The following is a 17245-nucleotide window of genomic DNA, read 5'->3' as shown; positions in this document are numbered from 1 at the left end:
ATGGAAAAAGGTAAAGGATAATCGAACAGAATGACTTCGGCTAAAAGTGAACGATTTGTTATTAGGAGGACAAGTATGAGAGTAGATGGGCGTCAGGAAAATGAATTGAGAGCGATACATATTGAAAGAGACTATATAAAGCATCCAGAAGGTTCTGTTTTGATAACTGTAGGCGATACTAAAGTAATTTGCTCAGCTTCTATTGAGGATCGAGTTCCTCCATTTATGCGCGGACAAGGTAAGGGATGGATTGCAGCAGAATACGCGATGTTACCACGTGCGACAGAGCAGCGAAACATAAGGGAATCAAGTAAGGGGAAAGTGGCTGGTCGCACAATGGAGATACAGCGTTTAATTGGAAGGGCGCTACGCACCGTAGTTGATCTTGAAGCACTTGGAGAACGTACCATCTGGATTGATTGTGATGTCATACAAGCGGACGGTGGGACACGTACTGCCTCTATTACTGGAGCGTTCGTGGCACTCGCCATTGCCGTTGAAAAAGGAATGGCTCGGAAGCAAATTAAGAAAATGCCAATTACTAATTTTCTTGCTGCTACATCGGTTGGCATAGACAAAAATGGCTCAGCGTTATTGGATTTATGCTATAGAGAAGATTCTTCCGCTCAAGTTGACATGAATATTGTACTGACAGGTAGCGGAGAATTTGTTGAATTACAGGGAACAGGAGAAGAAGCAACATTCAATATGGATCAACTGAATGAAATGCTGGTCCTTGGAAAAGCAGGGGTTGAGGAATTAATCAAGATTCAAGCTGAAGTGATTGGTGACTTCGCGATGAAAATAAAGGAGGCTCCATCATCTAATGCGTAAGCTTCTTATTGCTACACAAAATGAAGGAAAAGTAAAAGAATTCAAGCGTAGATTTGAATCTGATGACCTACGTGTCCTTTCTTTATTAGATATTGAAGGCGCTCCTGATGTGGCTGAAACTGGAAGCACTTTTGCTGAAAACGCCGTTCTAAAAGCGGAAGCAATTATGAAACTAACAAATCATCCTGTCATTGCTGATGATTCGGGACTTGTGATTGATGCGCTTGATGGAGATCCTGGCGTCTATTCTGCACGCTATGCAGGGCCTGAGAAAGATGATGAAGCGAACATTGATAAAGTTTTAAAAGAAATGAAGGATGTGCCGAAAGAAAAGCGCAATGCTTCCTTTCATTGTCTCCTGGCAGTAGCGATTCCCGGTCAAAATACTGAGATATTCTCTGGGGCGTGCAATGGCATGATTACGTATGAACGATCTGGAAGTTATGGGTTTGGATATGACCCAATCTTTTATGTTCCTTCTTATGATAAAACGATGGCTGAGCTTTCTCCTGAGGAGAAGGATGCGATTTCTCATAGAGGACAAGCGCTAGACCGTTTAGAAGAGGTGTTCAAAGAGCTATTTTAACGAAAAGAGGTGGCGTAAAATGAAAGTCCTTATTGTTAGCGATAACCATGGTTCTGAGGAAGAATTACAGGATCTTGTCGAGCGACATCAGCATGAAGTGGCATGCATGATTCACTGTGGAGATTCTGAATTTGATTATGATGCATCAGATATGCTTCCGTTCGAGGTAAGAGTGAGAGGGAATTGTGATTTTGATGACCGATATCCTGATGAGCTCGTCCACACAGTAGGAAATAAAACCATCTTCGCCACACATGGTCATCTGTATAATGTGAAGATGACATTAATGAAGTTGCACTACAAAGCACAAGAAGAGCATGCTGATCTTGTTTGTTTTGGGCATTCTCACGAAGTACTAACCGAGTTTGTAGACGGGACGCTTTTCCTTAATCCCGGTAGCGTTAAACTTCCAAGAAGGCCGACAATCCAAACATATGCCATTGTAGAGTGGATAAATGAGGCGGTTCAAGTTGATTATTATGATGAAAATGGGAGAAAGGTCGAGGAAATTTCCAAAACATTTTCTCTTTCATAGAAAGAAAAACACAGCATTTGCTGTGTTTTTCGGCTTTTCTATTGACTTTACTAAGGCAGTCCGTTATATTAATAAATGTCGCTAGAAACCGAAAGCAAAAAAGACAGTTTGATCTATTTCTATTCATTATTAACAAGTCCCAGTAGCTCAGCAGGATAGAGCAACAGCCTTCTAAGCTGTGGGTCGCAGGTTCGAATCCTGCCTGGGACACCATAATATCTATTTTGTAAAGGCATTTATCCTATGTGATAGAATGGCTTTTTTTGTGTATCATTTATCTCTAATAAGCTGGTACAGCAACTAGAAATGGAGAGGTAAAAGGATTTCACATTCCAGTAGCGTGCTTCAGCTTGAGTTTACAGGTGGATACTGATAAACTGATACCTAATCGTAGCTGCGCCTTTCCTGCTGTAAACTCTTTTCATAGAGAATATAAGAGAGTGGAGCGATTACGTCATGGATAAAGAAAAGGATGAAAGGAAAATAGTTTATTTTCCAAACGTGGCAGGCAAACTTGTCGAAAAAGGAATGGCAGCACTTAAAGCTAAAGAAATACAAGAAGCACACGAACATTTTAGTCAGCTACTTGAAATCGAACCGGATCATCCGCAGGGCCATTTTGGAATGGTCTTAAGCCTGGTAGAGATGGGCGATTTGAATGAAGCGTCTGAACGCTGCGAAACAATGATGCAGCAGGGGATCGGAGACTATTACGACATTTTTCAAGTATACATATCAATTTTAGTTCAGCTTGGAAAGTATCAGAAAGTAGTTACGATGATTGAAGCGGTATTACAAGAAAATCAGCTTCCGTCTAGCATTGCAGAGTCGCTCTACCAGCTGCTTCATTTTAGCAGACAAATGACAAGCTATGATCTTGATGCTGAGATTGATGATGATGCTGGTCAGGAGGAAGACGTTGACAAGCTTATTGCTTATCTTGAAAGCGATAAGACGGAAAAACAGTGGTTAGCCATTCAAAAGTTAAGCACTGTAGATGAAAGTAAGTCTCTCCCCGTATACCTTACATATTTAAATGCAACAAACAAAGATCCCCTTCTTAAAAGTTTAGTTTTACAAGTGTTGAGAGAAAAGGAATTAGATCAAGAAGTGGTTGTACATAAGTTCGGAAGAGAAATTACAGTAAATCCTGCTACGTTAAAGGATATCTTTTTACAGGATTTCTCTCTAAGTGTAAAGGCTAAACTCTCTGACGTTGTTGAACAGGGGAACCCAGCTCTATTTGAAATGTGCATGCAAATTTGGTGGCATTATTTATTTGCAATCTCACCCTTTGAAGCTGAGCCCTCAAATAGTTCCGTGTGGGCAGCTGCTGTTCATAAGGTAGCAGCTGAAATGAATGGGGAAGATGTGTCGAATGAGGAACTTCGTACCTATTACGAAGTGAAGCCTTCTGAATTTGAAGTCGCTGCCAATCGAATCATGAACATTGAAAATCAGCCGTTTTATCGACCGTTCGAATAGTAATACATGGAAAGAAAATGGTTTTGCTTGCGCTAACGCTCCATTATCGTTAAGCTGTACTATGGCTAGCCGGTTTTCGTTCACGCTGTATGTGTTGAAAACTCGCTGTTCTATGTTATAATACAATAGTTGCAAACCCATATTTACTAGTAAAAGAGACCGTTTAAAAGACAGTAGACGCTTTTATACTCCAAGAAGCGTCATCTTTTTTAAACGCTCGATTAGTGGAAATATATTTATTGTTGGAGGTAATGTGTAAATGACTGCAAATTGGGAAAAGCTTGAAGGTAACCAGGGCGTTCTTACTGTTGAGGTAGACGCTGCTGAGGTAAATAATGCGCTAGATGAAGCGTTCAAAAAAGTTGTAAAACAGGTGAATGTACCTGGATTCCGTAAAGGAAAAATGCCACGTTCTCTTTTTGAAAAACGTTTTGGTGTAGAATCTCTTTACCAAGATGCTCTTGATATTATTCTACCTAAAGCTTATTCAGAAGCAATTGACGAATCTGGTATCGAGCCAGTTGATCGTCCTGAAGTTGACGTTGAGCAAATGGAAAAAGGTCAAAACTTGATCTTTAAAGCAACTGTAACGGTTAAGCCTGAAGTGAAACTTGGCGAATACAAAGGTCTTGAAGTAGATGAACAAGATACAAATGTTACAGATGAAGAAGTGGAAGCAGAGCTTAAGTCACTTCAAGAAAAGCAAGCTGAGCTTGTAGTTGTTGAAGATGGCGAGCTTCAAGAAGGTGATACAGCTGTTATTGACTTCGAAGGTTTCCTTGGTGAAGAACCATTTGAAGGTGGAAAAGGCGATAACTATTCACTAGAAATCGGTTCTAACACGTTTATTCCAGGTTTTGAAGAGCAATTGATTGGTGAGAAAGCTGGCGCTGAGAAGGAAGTTAAAGTAACTTTCCCTGAAGAGTACCATGCTGAAAATCTTGCTGGACAAGAAGCTACATTTAAAGTGAAAATTCATGACATTAAGCGTAAAGAGCTTCCTGAACTTGACGATGAATTCGCTAAAGATGTAAACGAAGAAGTTGAAACACTTGATGAGCTTAAGAAAACAACGAAAGATAATCTTGAGAAACAAAAAGCAGAAGATGCTGATGTTCAAAAGAAAGACACGTTGATCGAAAAAGCTACAGAAAACAGTGAAATTGATCTTCCATCCGCTATGGTAGATGCAGAAGTCGATCGTATGCTTCAAGAATTTGAGCAGCGTCTACAGCAACAAGGTATGAACCTTGAAATGTACTACCAGTTCTCTGGACAAGATGAGAAAGCACTTCGTGAACAAATGCAAGAAGACGGTGAAAAGCGCGTGCGCACAAACCTAACTCTTGAAGCAATTGCGGATGCTGAAAACGTGGAAGTTTCTGAAGAAGAAGTAAATGAAGAACTTTCTAAGATGGCTGCCATGTACAACATGGAAGAAGAACAAATTCGTCAAATGCTTATGATGCAAGGTGGCACTGATGCACTAAAAGGTGACCTACGTATCCGTAAAGCAATCGACGTTCTTGTAGATAACAGCAAAAAAGCATAATAGAAGCGATTAAACTGGCTTATTTGAAACAAGGCGCTTACTGCGCCTTGTTTTTACAAAAAGAAGTAGTAATGAAATCACACAAAGTTGCTAAACATAGTAGTAGGACAATTACTCGTTACATAATAAGCTATAAAGAGTCGTTTTACTTCGTATCCTTTTGCGTTATATGATACAATTTCAATACATAAATAGGATGAGAAACCAGTGGTGGATAACCGTTTAGATTGCTATTACTGTAATCGACGTTCAAATGAACAGACGGAGTTCCTTTTCCAGATAGACCTACTCGGGTTTCATCGAGATCAAAGGTTAGGGGTGAATTCATGTTTAAATTTAACGATGAAAAAGGACAACTTAAGTGTTCTTTCTGTGGTAAAACACAGGATCAAGTCCGTAAGTTAGTTGCAGGACCAGGTGTTTATATCTGTGATGAGTGTATTGAACTTTGCACTGAAATCGTTGAAGAAGAGCTTGGAACTGAAGAAGAGGTGGATTTCAAAGAAGTACCGAAACCTCATGAAATTTGCCAGATTCTTGATGACTATGTCATTGGGCAGGAAAAGGCTAAGAAGTCACTATCAGTAGCGGTTTACAACCACTATAAGCGTATCAATGCATCTTCTAAACCAGATGATGTTGAGCTAGCGAAAAGTAATATTGCGCTAATCGGGCCAACAGGTAGTGGTAAAACACTTCTTGCACAAACGCTTGCTAGAATTCTGAACGTACCTTTTGCAATTGCAGATGCAACGTCATTAACAGAAGCAGGATATGTTGGTGAAGATGTTGAAAACATCCTTCTTAAGCTAATTCAAGCAGCAGATTACGATGTAGAGAAAGCTGAAAAAGGCATTATCTACATTGATGAAATTGATAAGGTAGCTCGAAAGTCTGAGAATCCGTCGATTACGCGTGATGTATCTGGTGAAGGTGTGCAACAAGCGCTTCTTAAAATTCTTGAAGGTACCACAGCTAGCGTTCCTCCTCAAGGTGGCCGAAAGCATCCTCATCAAGAATTTATTCAAATTGATACAACAAATATCCTCTTTATATGTGGAGGAGCATTTGACGGTATCGAGCAAATTATTAAGCGACGTCTAGGTAAGAAAATTATTGGATTCAGCGGTGAAGCGAAACAAGAGGATCTTAAACCAGGTGAATACCTAGGTAAAGTTCTTCCGGAAGATTTGCTTCGTTTTGGACTTATCCCTGAATTTATTGGTCGCCTTCCTGTTATTGGAAGCCTCGAGCCGCTTGATGAAGAAGCTTTAGTAGAAATTCTTACAAAACCTAAGAACGCTCTTGTCAAGCAATACCAAAAGCTTCTTGAGCTTGATGATGTGGAGCTTGAATTCGAGGATGATGCCCTCGTTGAGATTGCAAAACAGGCAATTGAAAGAAAAACAGGCGCACGTGGACTTCGTTCCATTATTGAAGGGATCATGCTTGATGTCATGTACGATCTTCCTTCACGTGAAGAAATTAAAAAGTGTGTATTATCTGCTTCTACAGTAAGCGAGAAAACGACACCAAAATTAATACTCGAAGATGGCTCTGTCATCGATGAAGATAAGAAATCTCCAAAAGAAAGTGCTTAATAAAAAAACCAACCACGCTAAAGTGGTTGGTTTTTTTCTTTTACTTGTTGGACCACGCTTAAGGGGTACTGCATGCAGGAGCCTGAATTTGAAATCTCTATCTTTTCTTGATGATCGTCAGTTCATTTTGATATTTTCCTGTTTATGGAACCAAACCTCAGGAGATACTAGTGCTATTGATTATTCTTCAGGAGGTAGAAGTATGAATTGGACAGGGATAGCACTAGCAATACAATTATTCTTCGGGATTGTGATAGGATTATATTTCTGGAATTTACTTCGTAATCAGCGAACTCAGAAAGTTTCTATAGATAAGGAATCACGAAAAGAAATGGAGCACTTAAGACGGTTAAGAAGCATCTCTTTAAGCGAACCGCTATCTGAACGCATTCGACCTACAGGGTTTTCAGAGATCGTGGGTCAGGAGGAAGGAATTCGTACCTTAAGAGCGGCGATCTGTGGTCCAAATCCCCAACATGTGCTCATTTATGGTCCTCCTGGAGTCGGAAAGACGGCGGCAGCACGACTAGTCCTTGAAGAAGCCAAACGTAATTTCGGAACGCCTTTCAAGCAGTCAGCTGTTTTTGTAGAATTGGATGCAACAACGGCAAGGTTTGATGAAAGGGGAATAGCAGATCCGTTAATTGGATCTGTTCATGATCCCATTTATCAAGGGGCAGGTGCAATGGGACAAGCAGGTATTCCTCAACCAAAACAGGGAGCCGTTACTAATGCACATGGCGGTATTCTGTTTATTGATGAAATAGGTGAGCTTCATCCGATTCAAATGAACAAGTTATTAAAGGTGTTGGAAGATCGTAAAGTTTTTCTTGAGAGTGCTTATTATAATGAAGAAAATACGACGATTCCGAATCATATACACGATATTTTTCAAAATGGATTACCGGCAGATTTTAGGATGATCGGAGCCACAACTAGAACCCCTGATGATATTCCTCCTGCTATTCGATCAAGGTGTATGGAAGTTTATTTCCGCGAGTTAAGTCAGGATGAGATTGCTCGCATTGCAACAAGAGCAGCCAAAAAGTTAAATCTCACACTTGATGAGGACGGGATTGAACGTGTCAGTCGATATGCAAGAAATGGTCGTGAAGCTGTTAATTTAATGCAAATTGCTGCTGGCCTAGCCATTACTGAGAAACGCGATCGAATAACAGCTGCAGATATGGAATGGGTCGTCCATGCGAGTCGACTCACCCCGCGACCAGAAAGAAAAATCCCGCTTTATCCTGCGGTTGGCGTAGTGAATGGGTTAGCCGTTTATGGCCCTAATACTGGTGCGTTACTTGAGATTGAGGTAACTGCTGTAAAAGGGAAGATTGAAAAAGAAGGATCGGTTACGATAACAGGAATTGTAGAAGAAGAAAGCATTGGTAATCAATCAAAGTCCATTCGTAGAAAGAGCTTGGCTAAATCTTCTGTAGAAAATGTGATGACTGTATTACAGTCCATGGGCATTCCCGTTGATGCTTATCAGTTACATATCAATTTTCCTGGGGGTGTCCCAGTAGATGGCCCTTCTGCTGGCGTAGCCATTGCAACAGGAATTTACTCAGCAATTAAGGGGAGTCCTGTGAGCAATAAAATTGCCATGACGGGTGAAATTAGTATTCATGGATTTGTAAAACCAGTAGGCGGAGTTTTTGCAAAAGTGACAGCTGCTCGTGATGCTGGAGCTGAAATAGCGCTTATTCCAAAAGAAAACGATGAGGAAATGCTCCAAGTGATTAAAGGTATTAAAGTTGTGCCCGTCGCGCACCTTTCAGAAGTATTCGATGCGGCGTTTATGGCAGAACATCCACAAGAGTTCCCTTCCATCGTTATTGGAAAATCCCAGCCCGGAAGTTAAGAGGGCGGGGATTTTCTTTGTATGCTGATCACTTCGTACATCCTTACCAGATAAAAATGATAAAATAAAAAGATCTGCTTTCTATTAAGGAAACTGTTTCTAAACATATTTTTGTGAAAAAAGTCAGCAATAAAGCGATTATTCTATTATAAGTAAGTTTTTTTATCGTTTGAGCAGGGATGATTAGACAAGTAGAAGAAACTTAGGATACAATGAAGTACAACTTATCACTAGTATAAGGTCGGCTCAAAAAGAATGATATCCCGTTTTTATAGTTTGTTGTCTGGAGGTGCCATGATTGAAAAATGAACATAAAACACTACCGTTGCTACCTTTAAGAGGGTTGCTCGTCTATCCATCAATGGTCCTGCATCTTGATGTTGGTCGAGATAAATCGGTTCAAGCACTTGAAAAGGTTATGATGGATGATCAAAAGATCTTTCTATCTACGCAAAAAGAAGTCGAAATTGAAACACCTGAAGTAAGCGATATTTATGAGATTGGAACACTTGCTACTGTTAAGCAGATGTTGAAATTACCAAATGGAACAATTCGTGTACTCGTTGAAGGGCTTCAGCGAGGAAAGATCATTGAATTTAAAGATACTGAAGAGTTTTATGAAGTGGAGATTGAACAAATTGATGAAAGTGCAGATGTTAACGTGGAAGAAGAAGCGTTAATGCGTACTGTTCTTGATTTATTTGAACAATACATTAAAGTTTCTAAAAAAGTGACGGCCGAAACATTTGCCTCAGTCAGTGATATTGAACAGCCGGGGCGACTAGCTGATATTATTGCTTCTCACTTATCTTTGAAGATTCGTCAAAAACAAGACATCCTTGAAACGTATAGTTCATATGAAAGATTAAATAAGTTGATTGAAATTCTTCAAAATGAAAAAGACGTTATTGATCTTGAGAAGAAAATTGGCCAGCGAGTGAAGCGCTCAATGGAAAAAACCCAAAAAGAATACTATCTTCGGGAACAAATGAAAGCTATTCAAAAAGAACTAGGTGAAAAAGAAGGCAAAACTGGTGAAATTGCTTCTTTAAAAGAAAAGATTGAGGAAGCCAATATGCCTGAGAACGTTCAAGAGATGGCCTATAAAGAGCTCGATCGCTATGAAAAAATTCCCCAAAGTTCAGCTGAAAGTTCTGTCATACGGAATTATATCGATTGGTTAATTCAAGTACCGTGGTCGAAAGAGACAACAGATAACCTTGATATTAATCATGCAGAAAAAATTCTTGATGAGGATCATTATGGCCTTGAGAAAGTGAAAGAGCGGGTGCTTGAATACCTTGCCGTTCAGCAGCTTACGAAATCATTAAAAGGACCAATTCTTTGTCTAGTGGGACCACCAGGAGTTGGTAAAACATCACTTGCAAGATCCGTTGCACGATCAATCGGTCGCGAGTTTGTTCGTATTTCCCTTGGTGGTGTGCGGGATGAAGCAGAAATTCGTGGACATCGTAGGACGTATGTAGGGGCGATGCCAGGACGTATTATTAGAGGCATGAAAAAAGCAGGTACAGTTAATCCAGTTTTTCTTTTGGATGAGATAGATAAAATGTCAAATGACTTTCGTGGAGATCCATCTTCAGCATTGTTGGAGGTTTTGGATCCACAGCAAAATAATACGTTTAGTGATCACTATATTGAGGAGCCATATGATCTTTCAAAGGTTATGTTTGTGACGACGGCGAATAACCTTGCTACCATTCCAGAGCCACTTCTAGACCGAATGGAAGTAATTCAAATTGCGGGTTATACCGAAATAGAGAAAGTCAACATAGCTAAGAATTATCTTGTGCCACGGCAGCTTGAAGAACATGGCTTAAAAAAAGGGAACCTTCAAATCAGAGAAGAGAGCCTTTATAAGCTTGTCCGCCATTATACAAGAGAAGCTGGTGTCCGTAATTTGGAACGTCAAATCGCAACAGTTTGTCGTAAAGCAACAAAGTTGATCGTTTCAGGCAAGAAGAAACGTGTAATTGTTACTGAATCCATGCTAGAAGAGCTGCTCGGTCATCCGAAATTCCGATACGGCGAAGCGGAAAAAGAAGATCAGATTGGTACCGCAACAGGTCTTGCTTATACAACAGCAGGAGGCGACACACTGGCCATCGAAGTGTCGCTCTCACCAGGAAAAGGCAAGCTGATCTTAACCGGAAAACTTGGCGATGTGATGAAAGAGTCAGCGCAGGCTGCATTCAGTTACATTCGCTCAAAATCAGAAGAGCTGTCGATTGATCCAACCTTCCATGAAACGAATGATATTCACATTCATGTTCCAGAGGGAGCCACGCCTAAAGATGGTCCTTCTGCAGGAATTACAATCGCTACAGCCCTCGTATCTGCGTTAACAGGTAAAGCTGTTCGTAGAGACGTTGGGATGACTGGAGAGATTACGCTACGAGGCAGAGTTCTTCCGATTGGTGGACTGAAGGAAAAATCGTTAAGTGCTCACCGTGCCGGATTAACAACCATTATTATGCCGAAAGAAAATGAGAAAGATCTGGATGATATTCCAGAAAGCATTCGCAAAGATTTAACATTCCTTCCAGTGTCACATCTGGACGAAGTGTTAAAAACCGCACTTGTGGGGGAGAATAAATGAAAGTAACAAAATCAGATTTTATTATCAGTGCCGTTAAACCAGAGCAGTACCCTATTGAAGGCTTACCAGAGATTGGCTTAGCTGGACGATCAAACGTAGGGAAATCATCTCTTATTAATACACTGATTAATCGTAAGAACCTTGCTAGAACATCACAAAAGCCTGGGAAAACTCAGACACTTAATTTCTATCTTATTAATGAATTATTATACTTTGTTGATGTTCCTGGCTATGGATTTGCCAAGGTATCTAAAAAAGAAAGAGATGCCTGGGGGCGTATGATCGAAACATATTTGACAGATCGCGATCAGTTAAAAGCGGTCATTCAGATTGTTGATTTACGCCATGCACCATCAAATGATGATGTTGTCATGTATGATTGGTTAAAGCACTATGAAATTCCAGTCATTGTAGTAGCAACGAAGTCTGATAAAATACCTAAAGGTAAATGGCAAAAACATTTAAAAGTGGTAAGTCAGACATTAAAGATTGAACCTACAGATCGACTTGTTACGTTTTCTTCTCATACTGGACAAGGAAAAGAAGATGTTTGGAGTGCGATTAAATCATATTTATAAAGTGAAGCTCGGTCAAGAGACCGGGCTTTTTATACGCGAATCGTTTTCTGATTATTAGGAAAAATATGTTTTCCAATCAATTGGAAAGGGAATGGAATGATAATGGAGGAAACAGAAGAATGAGTACGCTCTTTAGCTTTAATCAAGTCTTAGTCCAAAATAGGAGGTGTAGACCGTACAAGTCAGAATTGAAAGAAATGTCTAAAAATTGGTATCATAAAAGTGTTGCAGTTTACATAATTCGAACTGCATATAAGAAAAAGTCGTTTTAGGGGGACGCGTGATGATGAAGAGAAAATGGAGTTTTCTAACCGCACTAATGTTAATGTTTATTCTTGTTTTAACAGCGTGTGGAGGGAATGATGAAAGTAATGGATCATCTAGCTCTGAAGGAGACGACGGACTTGAATTAACGGAAGATGGAAAGTTTAGCTATGTCGTTTCAGGAGAATTCCCACCATTTAGTACAGTAGATGCAAATGGCGATCTTGATGGGTTCGATGTTGCAGTGGGTAAAGCCATTGCGGAAAAGCTCGATCTTGAACCTGCAGTAGAAAAGTTTAAATTTAGCGGGATGGTATCTGCCATTCAGTCTGGTCGTTATGACGCAGCGGTGGCTAGCCATACGATTACAGATGAACGTAAGGAAGCCGTGAATTTTAGTGAGCCTTACTATTATTCTGGACCGGTTCTTTATGTACAACCTGGAAGCGATATTAAAAGCGTAGAAGATCTTGACGGCAAAGACGTAGCTGTATCAAAAGGTTCTACTTATGAAAAAACGGCACAAGAATACACGGATAAGATTTCAAATTATGATAGTGACCAAACTGCTTTACGCGCACTAAGCGAAGGAAAGCATGACGCGGTAATTACAGATGATATTACAGGCAAGCAGGCTATGGAAGAAGGATTTGAAATTGAAAAAGTAGAGCAGCTTGGAACAAGTGAACAAGCTGTCGCAATTAAGAAAGAAAACTCAAATCTTCTTGATGCTGTTAACAAAGCGGTAGAAGAGCTAAAAGAAGACGGTACGTTAAAAAAACTTAGTGAGGAATACATCGGAGTCGATATCACCCAGAATCCTGAAAGTGAGTAAGTATGAGGAATGTGTGCGGTGCGCACATTCCTTTTTTCACCTGTAATGTTACTGAATTCTAAGGAGCTGATCGCACTTGCCAACTTTTGCTCATTTTTTTGAAACGCTACTAGAAAGTTATCCTGTATTTTTTGAAGGTCTTTGGCTAACGATTCGCGTTACGTTCGTATCTGTTTTAATTGCTGTATTTATTGGCCTCTTTTTTGCTTTATTTAAAATATCACAATCAAAAATTTTGAATTGGATCGCAAATGTGTACATTGCTGTTATTCGAGGTACACCACTTATTGTTCAAATTTTCATCTTTTATTTTGGGTTAACCGAGTTTAACATTCCAAAATTCTGGGCTGCTTCTATTGGACTCGCCCTACATAACGGGGCTTACATTGCAGAGATCTTTCGTGGGTCCATTCAATCCATTGACAAAGGTCAGATGGAGGCTGGTCGCTCTCTTGGAATGAGTCATACGCTTGCGATGCGCCGTATTATTCTTCCACAGGCATTTAGACGAGCTTTGCCGCCTCTTGGTAATCAATTTATCATTGGATTAAAAGATTCCTCTCTAGCAGCATTTATAGCCCTTCCAGAATTATTTAGCGTTGCAACTACTCAGGGGGCAAGAACGTTTGATGAGATGACGTATCTACTGATCGTAGCGGTCTACTATCTAGTTCTTGTACTAATCTTCACGCTTCTTGTTAATCTCCTTGAAAAACGTTTATCAGCTAGTGATTAAGAACGAAAGAGGTGTTGTCCGTGGTAGAGAAATCTGAAATGATCCGTGTCGAGAAATTGAATAAATCGTTTGGAGATCTTCATGTCTTAAAGGACATTGATCTTGAAGTAAATGAAAGTGACGTTGTGGTACTTATCGGCGCCAGTGGCTCCGGAAAAAGTACGCTCCTTCGGTGCATGAATTTTTTAGAGATCAAAAACAGTGGTAATGTCATTATTGAAGGGGAAACCATTGACCCTGAAAAAAACGATTTAAACAAAGTCAGGCAGCGCGTGGGTATGGTGTTCCAACATTTCAACCTTTTCCCACATAAATCCGTCTTAGAAAACGTAATTGAGGCGCCGTTAACGGTTAAGAAAACAAAGCGAGCCCAGGCGGAAAAAGAAGGGAAAGAACTACTTGCGAAAGTAGGCCTTGGTGATAAAGCGAATGTCTATCCTAATAAGCTTTCCGGCGGACAGAAGCAGCGAGTTGCGATTGCTAGGGCGCTTGCAATGAAACCTGATATCATGCTGTTTGATGAGCCGACATCAGCACTTGATCCCGAGCTAGTGGGAGAGGTACTTTCAACCATGAAAGAACTGGCGAAAGAAGGGATGACGATGGTAGTCGTTACTCATGAGATGGGTTTTGCGCGTGAGGTAGGCGATTGGGTTGTCTATATGCATGATGGGAAAATTGTAGAAAAAGGCCATCCTAAAGAATTATTTAGTGAGCCAAAGGAACAGAGAACACAGGACTTTTTAAGTTCTATTTTATAACTGAAGCTATAAAAAAAGTAAGGAGCCCAGTGCTCCTTACTTTTTTTTCGAAACTAGGTAAATTCCGATGGCAATCAGAACAAGTGGCCAGAACTTTCCTACAAAGGAAAAGGTGGAATTGAGCCACAGTTCTAAGCCAGAATAAAGAAGTTCGATAATGGAAATAGCAAGTAAAAGTAAGCCGGGAATGAGACCGCTTTTTTTTGTCTTATAGTATGTGACCAAATAAGCCGCACTTAAGACTAGTGTATACATTCCCCAGCTATCTGGCCAAACAGCTAATTTCGTAACAAAATAGAAGTGTACACCAAGTCCAAGAAGCAAAATTCCCGGAAAAAGCATATTTCCTTCTTTTGTGATCGAACCTTGAATAATCATGGCAAGACCTATGACGATTAAAATCACTTGCCAGTTCATAAGCTGATCAGAAAAAGGAAGGTTTAGCGTTTGAAATAAATAAAAAAGTCCGATTCCAATAAACAAAACACCGGGAAAAATACTTTGACGTTTCAATGAAAATCCTCCTATTGTAAGAAATACGCAAGTTTTGCTATACATTTGATTTTCTGGTACATTAATAGTTGTATGATTACTAATAATATGCAGAGATAATTCTTTCTTCATCATATCATAATTGCTTTCATAGTCTGTTCACATTTCATAACTCTGTGTAATTTCTCACATGTTATACTAGTGATAGATGATAGCAAAAGATTAGGTTTGGTTAACAATTTTTTGGGGGTGGAACGATGCACATCCTGGTCGTAGGGTTGAACCACAAAACAGCCCCTGTGGAAATACGAGAGAAACTTTCCTTTCAGGAGAACGATTTGCCTGAAGCGTTAGATAAGTTGCGTCACTCTAAAAGTATTCTAGAAGCCGTGATATTGTCGACATGTAACCGTACTGAGTTATATGTGGTTGCCGATCAGCTTCATACAGGGAGATATTATTCAAAAGCTTTTCTATCTGAATGGTTCGGAATTGATAAAGATGAGTTTTCCCCCTATCTTGTGATTCGTGAAAACGATGCGGCGACAGAACATCTTTATCGTGTTGCAGCAGGTCTCGACTCGCTTGTTATAGGAGAAACGCAAATTTTAGGACAAGTACGCGATGCGTTTTTACTTGCCCAGGGTTCTGATACAACAGGAACGATTTTTAATCAGCTATTTAAACAGGCTATTACGCTAGCGAAACGATCTCATTCTGAAACAGAAATTGGAGAAAATGCCGTTTCGGTTAGTTATGCTGCCGTTGAATTAGCTAAGAAAATTTTTGGTGGACTTCAAAATAAACATGTTGTTATTCTTGGTGCAGGTAAGATGGGTGAACTAACAGCGAAAAACTTGCAAAGCAATGGGGTGGATCAAGTAACGGTAGTAAATCGAACGCTTGAGAAAGCAACGGAACTTGCTTCACGATTTAAAGGACAGGCTCGCTCGATGGATGAGGTTGAAATTGCGCTTTCTGATGCTGATATCCTGATTAGTTCTACTGGATCTAAGAACTATGTATTAACGGAAGAAAATGTGAAACCGTTGCTTAAAAAGCGAAGAGGTCGCCCACTATTTATGGTGGATATTGCGGTTCCAAGAGATCTTGATCCTTCGCTCAATAATATGGATTCCGTTTTTCTCTACGATATTGATGATCTAGAAGGGATTGTCGAGACAAACATTGCCGAGCGCAAGAAGGAAGCAGAGAAAATTGAGCTTATGATTGAAGAAGACCTCGTGCTCTTTCGAGAGTGGCTCAATACCCTTGGCGTCGTGCCGATGATTACGGCTCTTCGTACGAAGGCGCTTTCGATTCAAGCTGAAACAATGAAGAGTATCGAGCGAAAGCTTCCTGATTTAACTGATCGAGAACGAAAAGTGTTGAGTAAACATACGAAAAGTATAGTGAACCAGCTGCTACGTGATCCTATTGTTCGGGTAAAGGAGATGGCCGCAGAGCCGAATGCAGAGGAGTCGCTTGAGATCTTCACGAAAATCTTTGCGATCGAAGAAGAAATTGAGAGAGAACTCCATAAGCAACGAGTGAAAGAAAACGAAGAAAAAAGGCAGCATGAATCCGTTGAATACTCCCCTTTATTACAGGCATCGCAGTTGCGCTCCTAGGAGAGGAGACATGATTTGTGACGAACGCCAGCTGGCTTTATGATATAACCATACTACTTTATGCCCTTAGTGTACTGGGTTATTTTATTGATTTTCTGCAGAACAACCGGAAAGTAAATCAGTTTGCTTTCTGGTTGCTTTCTATTGTCTGGGTGCTGCAAAGTGCGTTTCTTATAACGCAGATTATTGAAATTGGCGGTTTCCCGATTTTAACACCTTTTGAGGGGTTATTTTTTTATGCGTGGGTAATTGTCTCACTATCGCTCTTGATTAATTGGTTTTTTCGAGTCGATTTTTTTGTCTTTTTTGCAAATGTACTCGGTTTCAGCATTATGGCCATTAATTTATTTGCTACTCGCGAACAGGCTTCTAGCTTGTTAACAGAACAGCTCATGTCTGAGCTATCGATTATCCATATTACAATGGCGTTTTTATCTTATGGGGCATTTTCACTTTCATTTATTTTTTCAATCATGTATTTGATTGTTTATCACATGTTAAAAGGGAAAAAATGGAGTAAGCGATTAAGAAGGTTTGGTGACCTATCACAACTTGAGAAGCTCTCCTATTTATGTAGCGTTCTCGGCGTCCCTCTTTTGTTATTAAGTCTTATATTAGGAATCGTCTGGGCCATGCTAAAGGTGGACCAATTTAGTTTATTTGATGCTAAGGTGATTATTTCTTTTTTTGTATTAGGCGCTTACAGTATGTATTTATATCAGAAAGTGGCTAGAGAGATGGAGGGGCGATCCCTCGCTTTATGGAACGTTGCGGCGTTTCTAATTGTATTAATTAATGTCTTCCTTTCTGGAACATTTTCAGAATTCCATTTCTGGTATGTGTAAGGGAGAGCTGAAAGGTTGGA

Annotated in this window: 15 protein-coding genes and 1 tRNA gene; 15 read left to right on the top strand and 1 reads right to left on the bottom strand. The window is 40.0% G+C overall.

Annotated features, from left to right (window positions below; all coding sequences use genetic code 11):
• Positions 1 to 75 precede the first annotated feature (75 nt).
• From rph to PQ511_RS05800, 13 genes are all read left to right on the top strand, one after another.
• On the top strand, positions 76 to 834 hold the full coding sequence (gene rph / locus PQ511_RS05860; protein WP_273850972.1) for a ribonuclease PH: 759 nt from the start codon (positions 76 to 78) through the stop codon (positions 832 to 834).
• Positions 827 to 1420, top strand: coding sequence for an XTP/dITP diphosphatase (locus PQ511_RS05855; protein ID WP_273850971.1), 594 nt, complete (start codon positions 827 to 829; stop codon positions 1418 to 1420). The genes rph and PQ511_RS05855 overlap by 8 nt, the downstream gene beginning before the upstream one ends.
• Before the next feature lie 19 nt (positions 1421 to 1439).
• The gene (locus PQ511_RS05850; RefSeq protein ID WP_273850970.1) at positions 1440 to 1955 is read left to right on the top strand and encodes a metallophosphoesterase; all 516 of its coding nucleotides are present in this window, start codon (positions 1440 to 1442) and stop codon (positions 1953 to 1955) included.
• A 136-nt stretch (positions 1956 to 2091) separates the two neighbouring features.
• A tRNA-Arg gene (locus PQ511_RS05845) sits at positions 2092 to 2168 on the top strand.
• 243 nt (positions 2169 to 2411) lie between these two features.
• Complete coding sequence (locus tag PQ511_RS05840) at positions 2412 to 3440, top strand: tetratricopeptide repeat protein (protein WP_273850969.1); 1029 nt, start codon at positions 2412 to 2414, stop codon at positions 3438 to 3440.
• A 259-nt stretch (positions 3441 to 3699) separates the two neighbouring features.
• Positions 3700 to 4992 carry a trigger factor gene (gene tig / locus PQ511_RS05835; protein WP_273850968.1) on the top strand — a complete coding sequence of 431 codons (1293 nt, stop codon included), beginning with the start codon at positions 3700 to 3702 and terminating at the stop codon, positions 4990 to 4992.
• Between the two features lie 326 nt (positions 4993 to 5318).
• A complete protein-coding gene (clpX, locus tag PQ511_RS05830) occupies positions 5319 to 6593 on the top strand; it encodes an ATP-dependent protease ATP-binding subunit ClpX (protein WP_224593308.1) in 1275 nt (424 codons plus the stop codon).
• A 202-nt stretch (positions 6594 to 6795) separates the two neighbouring features.
• Positions 6796 to 8463 carry an ATP-dependent protease LonB gene (lonB, locus tag PQ511_RS05825; protein ID WP_273850967.1) on the top strand — a complete coding sequence of 556 codons (1668 nt, stop codon included), beginning with the start codon at positions 6796 to 6798 and terminating at the stop codon, positions 8461 to 8463.
• Between the two features lie 298 nt (positions 8464 to 8761).
• Complete coding sequence (gene lon, locus PQ511_RS05820; RefSeq protein WP_273850966.1) at positions 8762 to 11083, top strand: endopeptidase La; 2322 nt, start codon at positions 8762 to 8764, stop codon at positions 11081 to 11083.
• Positions 11080 to 11661, top strand: a complete 582-nt coding sequence (yihA, locus tag PQ511_RS05815) for a ribosome biogenesis GTP-binding protein YihA/YsxC (protein WP_273850965.1) — start codon at positions 11080 to 11082, stop codon at positions 11659 to 11661. Before lon ends, yihA begins: the two co-directional genes overlap by 4 nt.
• 283 nt (positions 11662 to 11944) lie before the next feature.
• Positions 11945 to 12760 carry a transporter substrate-binding domain-containing protein gene (locus PQ511_RS05810; protein ID WP_337957742.1) on the top strand — a complete coding sequence of 272 codons (816 nt, stop codon included), beginning with the start codon at positions 11945 to 11947 and terminating at the stop codon, positions 12758 to 12760.
• Between the two features lie 76 nt (positions 12761 to 12836).
• Positions 12837 to 13496: an amino acid ABC transporter permease gene (locus PQ511_RS05805; protein WP_098444432.1), complete on the top strand. Its 660-nt coding sequence runs from the start codon at positions 12837 to 12839 to the stop codon at positions 13494 to 13496.
• Positions 13497 to 13534: 38 nt separating this feature from the next.
• On the top strand, positions 13535 to 14257 hold the full coding sequence (locus PQ511_RS05800) for an amino acid ABC transporter ATP-binding protein (protein ID WP_420541664.1): 723 nt from the start codon (positions 13535 to 13537) through the stop codon (positions 14255 to 14257).
• Between the two features lie 36 nt (positions 14258 to 14293).
• Here PQ511_RS05800 and PQ511_RS05795 read toward each other — a convergent pair whose 3' ends face one another.
• A complete protein-coding gene (locus PQ511_RS05795; RefSeq protein ID WP_273850963.1) occupies positions 14294 to 14770 on the bottom strand; it encodes a LiaI-LiaF-like domain-containing protein in 477 nt (158 codons plus the stop codon).
• A 236-nt stretch (positions 14771 to 15006) separates the two neighbouring features.
• Here PQ511_RS05795 and hemA point away from each other — a divergent pair, with 236 nt between their 5' ends.
• Together hemA and PQ511_RS05785 are read left to right on the top strand one after the other, a co-directional pair.
• On the top strand, positions 15007 to 16380 hold the full coding sequence (hemA, locus tag PQ511_RS05790; RefSeq protein WP_273850962.1) for a glutamyl-tRNA reductase: 1374 nt from the start codon (positions 15007 to 15009) through the stop codon (positions 16378 to 16380).
• A 17-nt stretch (positions 16381 to 16397) separates the two neighbouring features.
• Positions 16398 to 17225: a cytochrome C assembly family protein gene (locus PQ511_RS05785; RefSeq protein ID WP_273850961.1), complete on the top strand. Its 828-nt coding sequence runs from the start codon at positions 16398 to 16400 to the stop codon at positions 17223 to 17225.
• Positions 17226 to 17245 lie beyond the last annotated feature (20 nt).

The sequence above is a fragment of the Guptibacillus spartinae genome, assembly GCF_028610625.1.
GTDB classification, from domain to species: Bacteria; Bacillota; Bacilli; order Bacillales; family Guptibacillaceae; genus Guptibacillus; species Guptibacillus spartinae.
The sequence above is the reverse complement of the archived record's forward strand: the minus strand, read 5'-3'. Positions and strand labels throughout refer to the sequence as shown.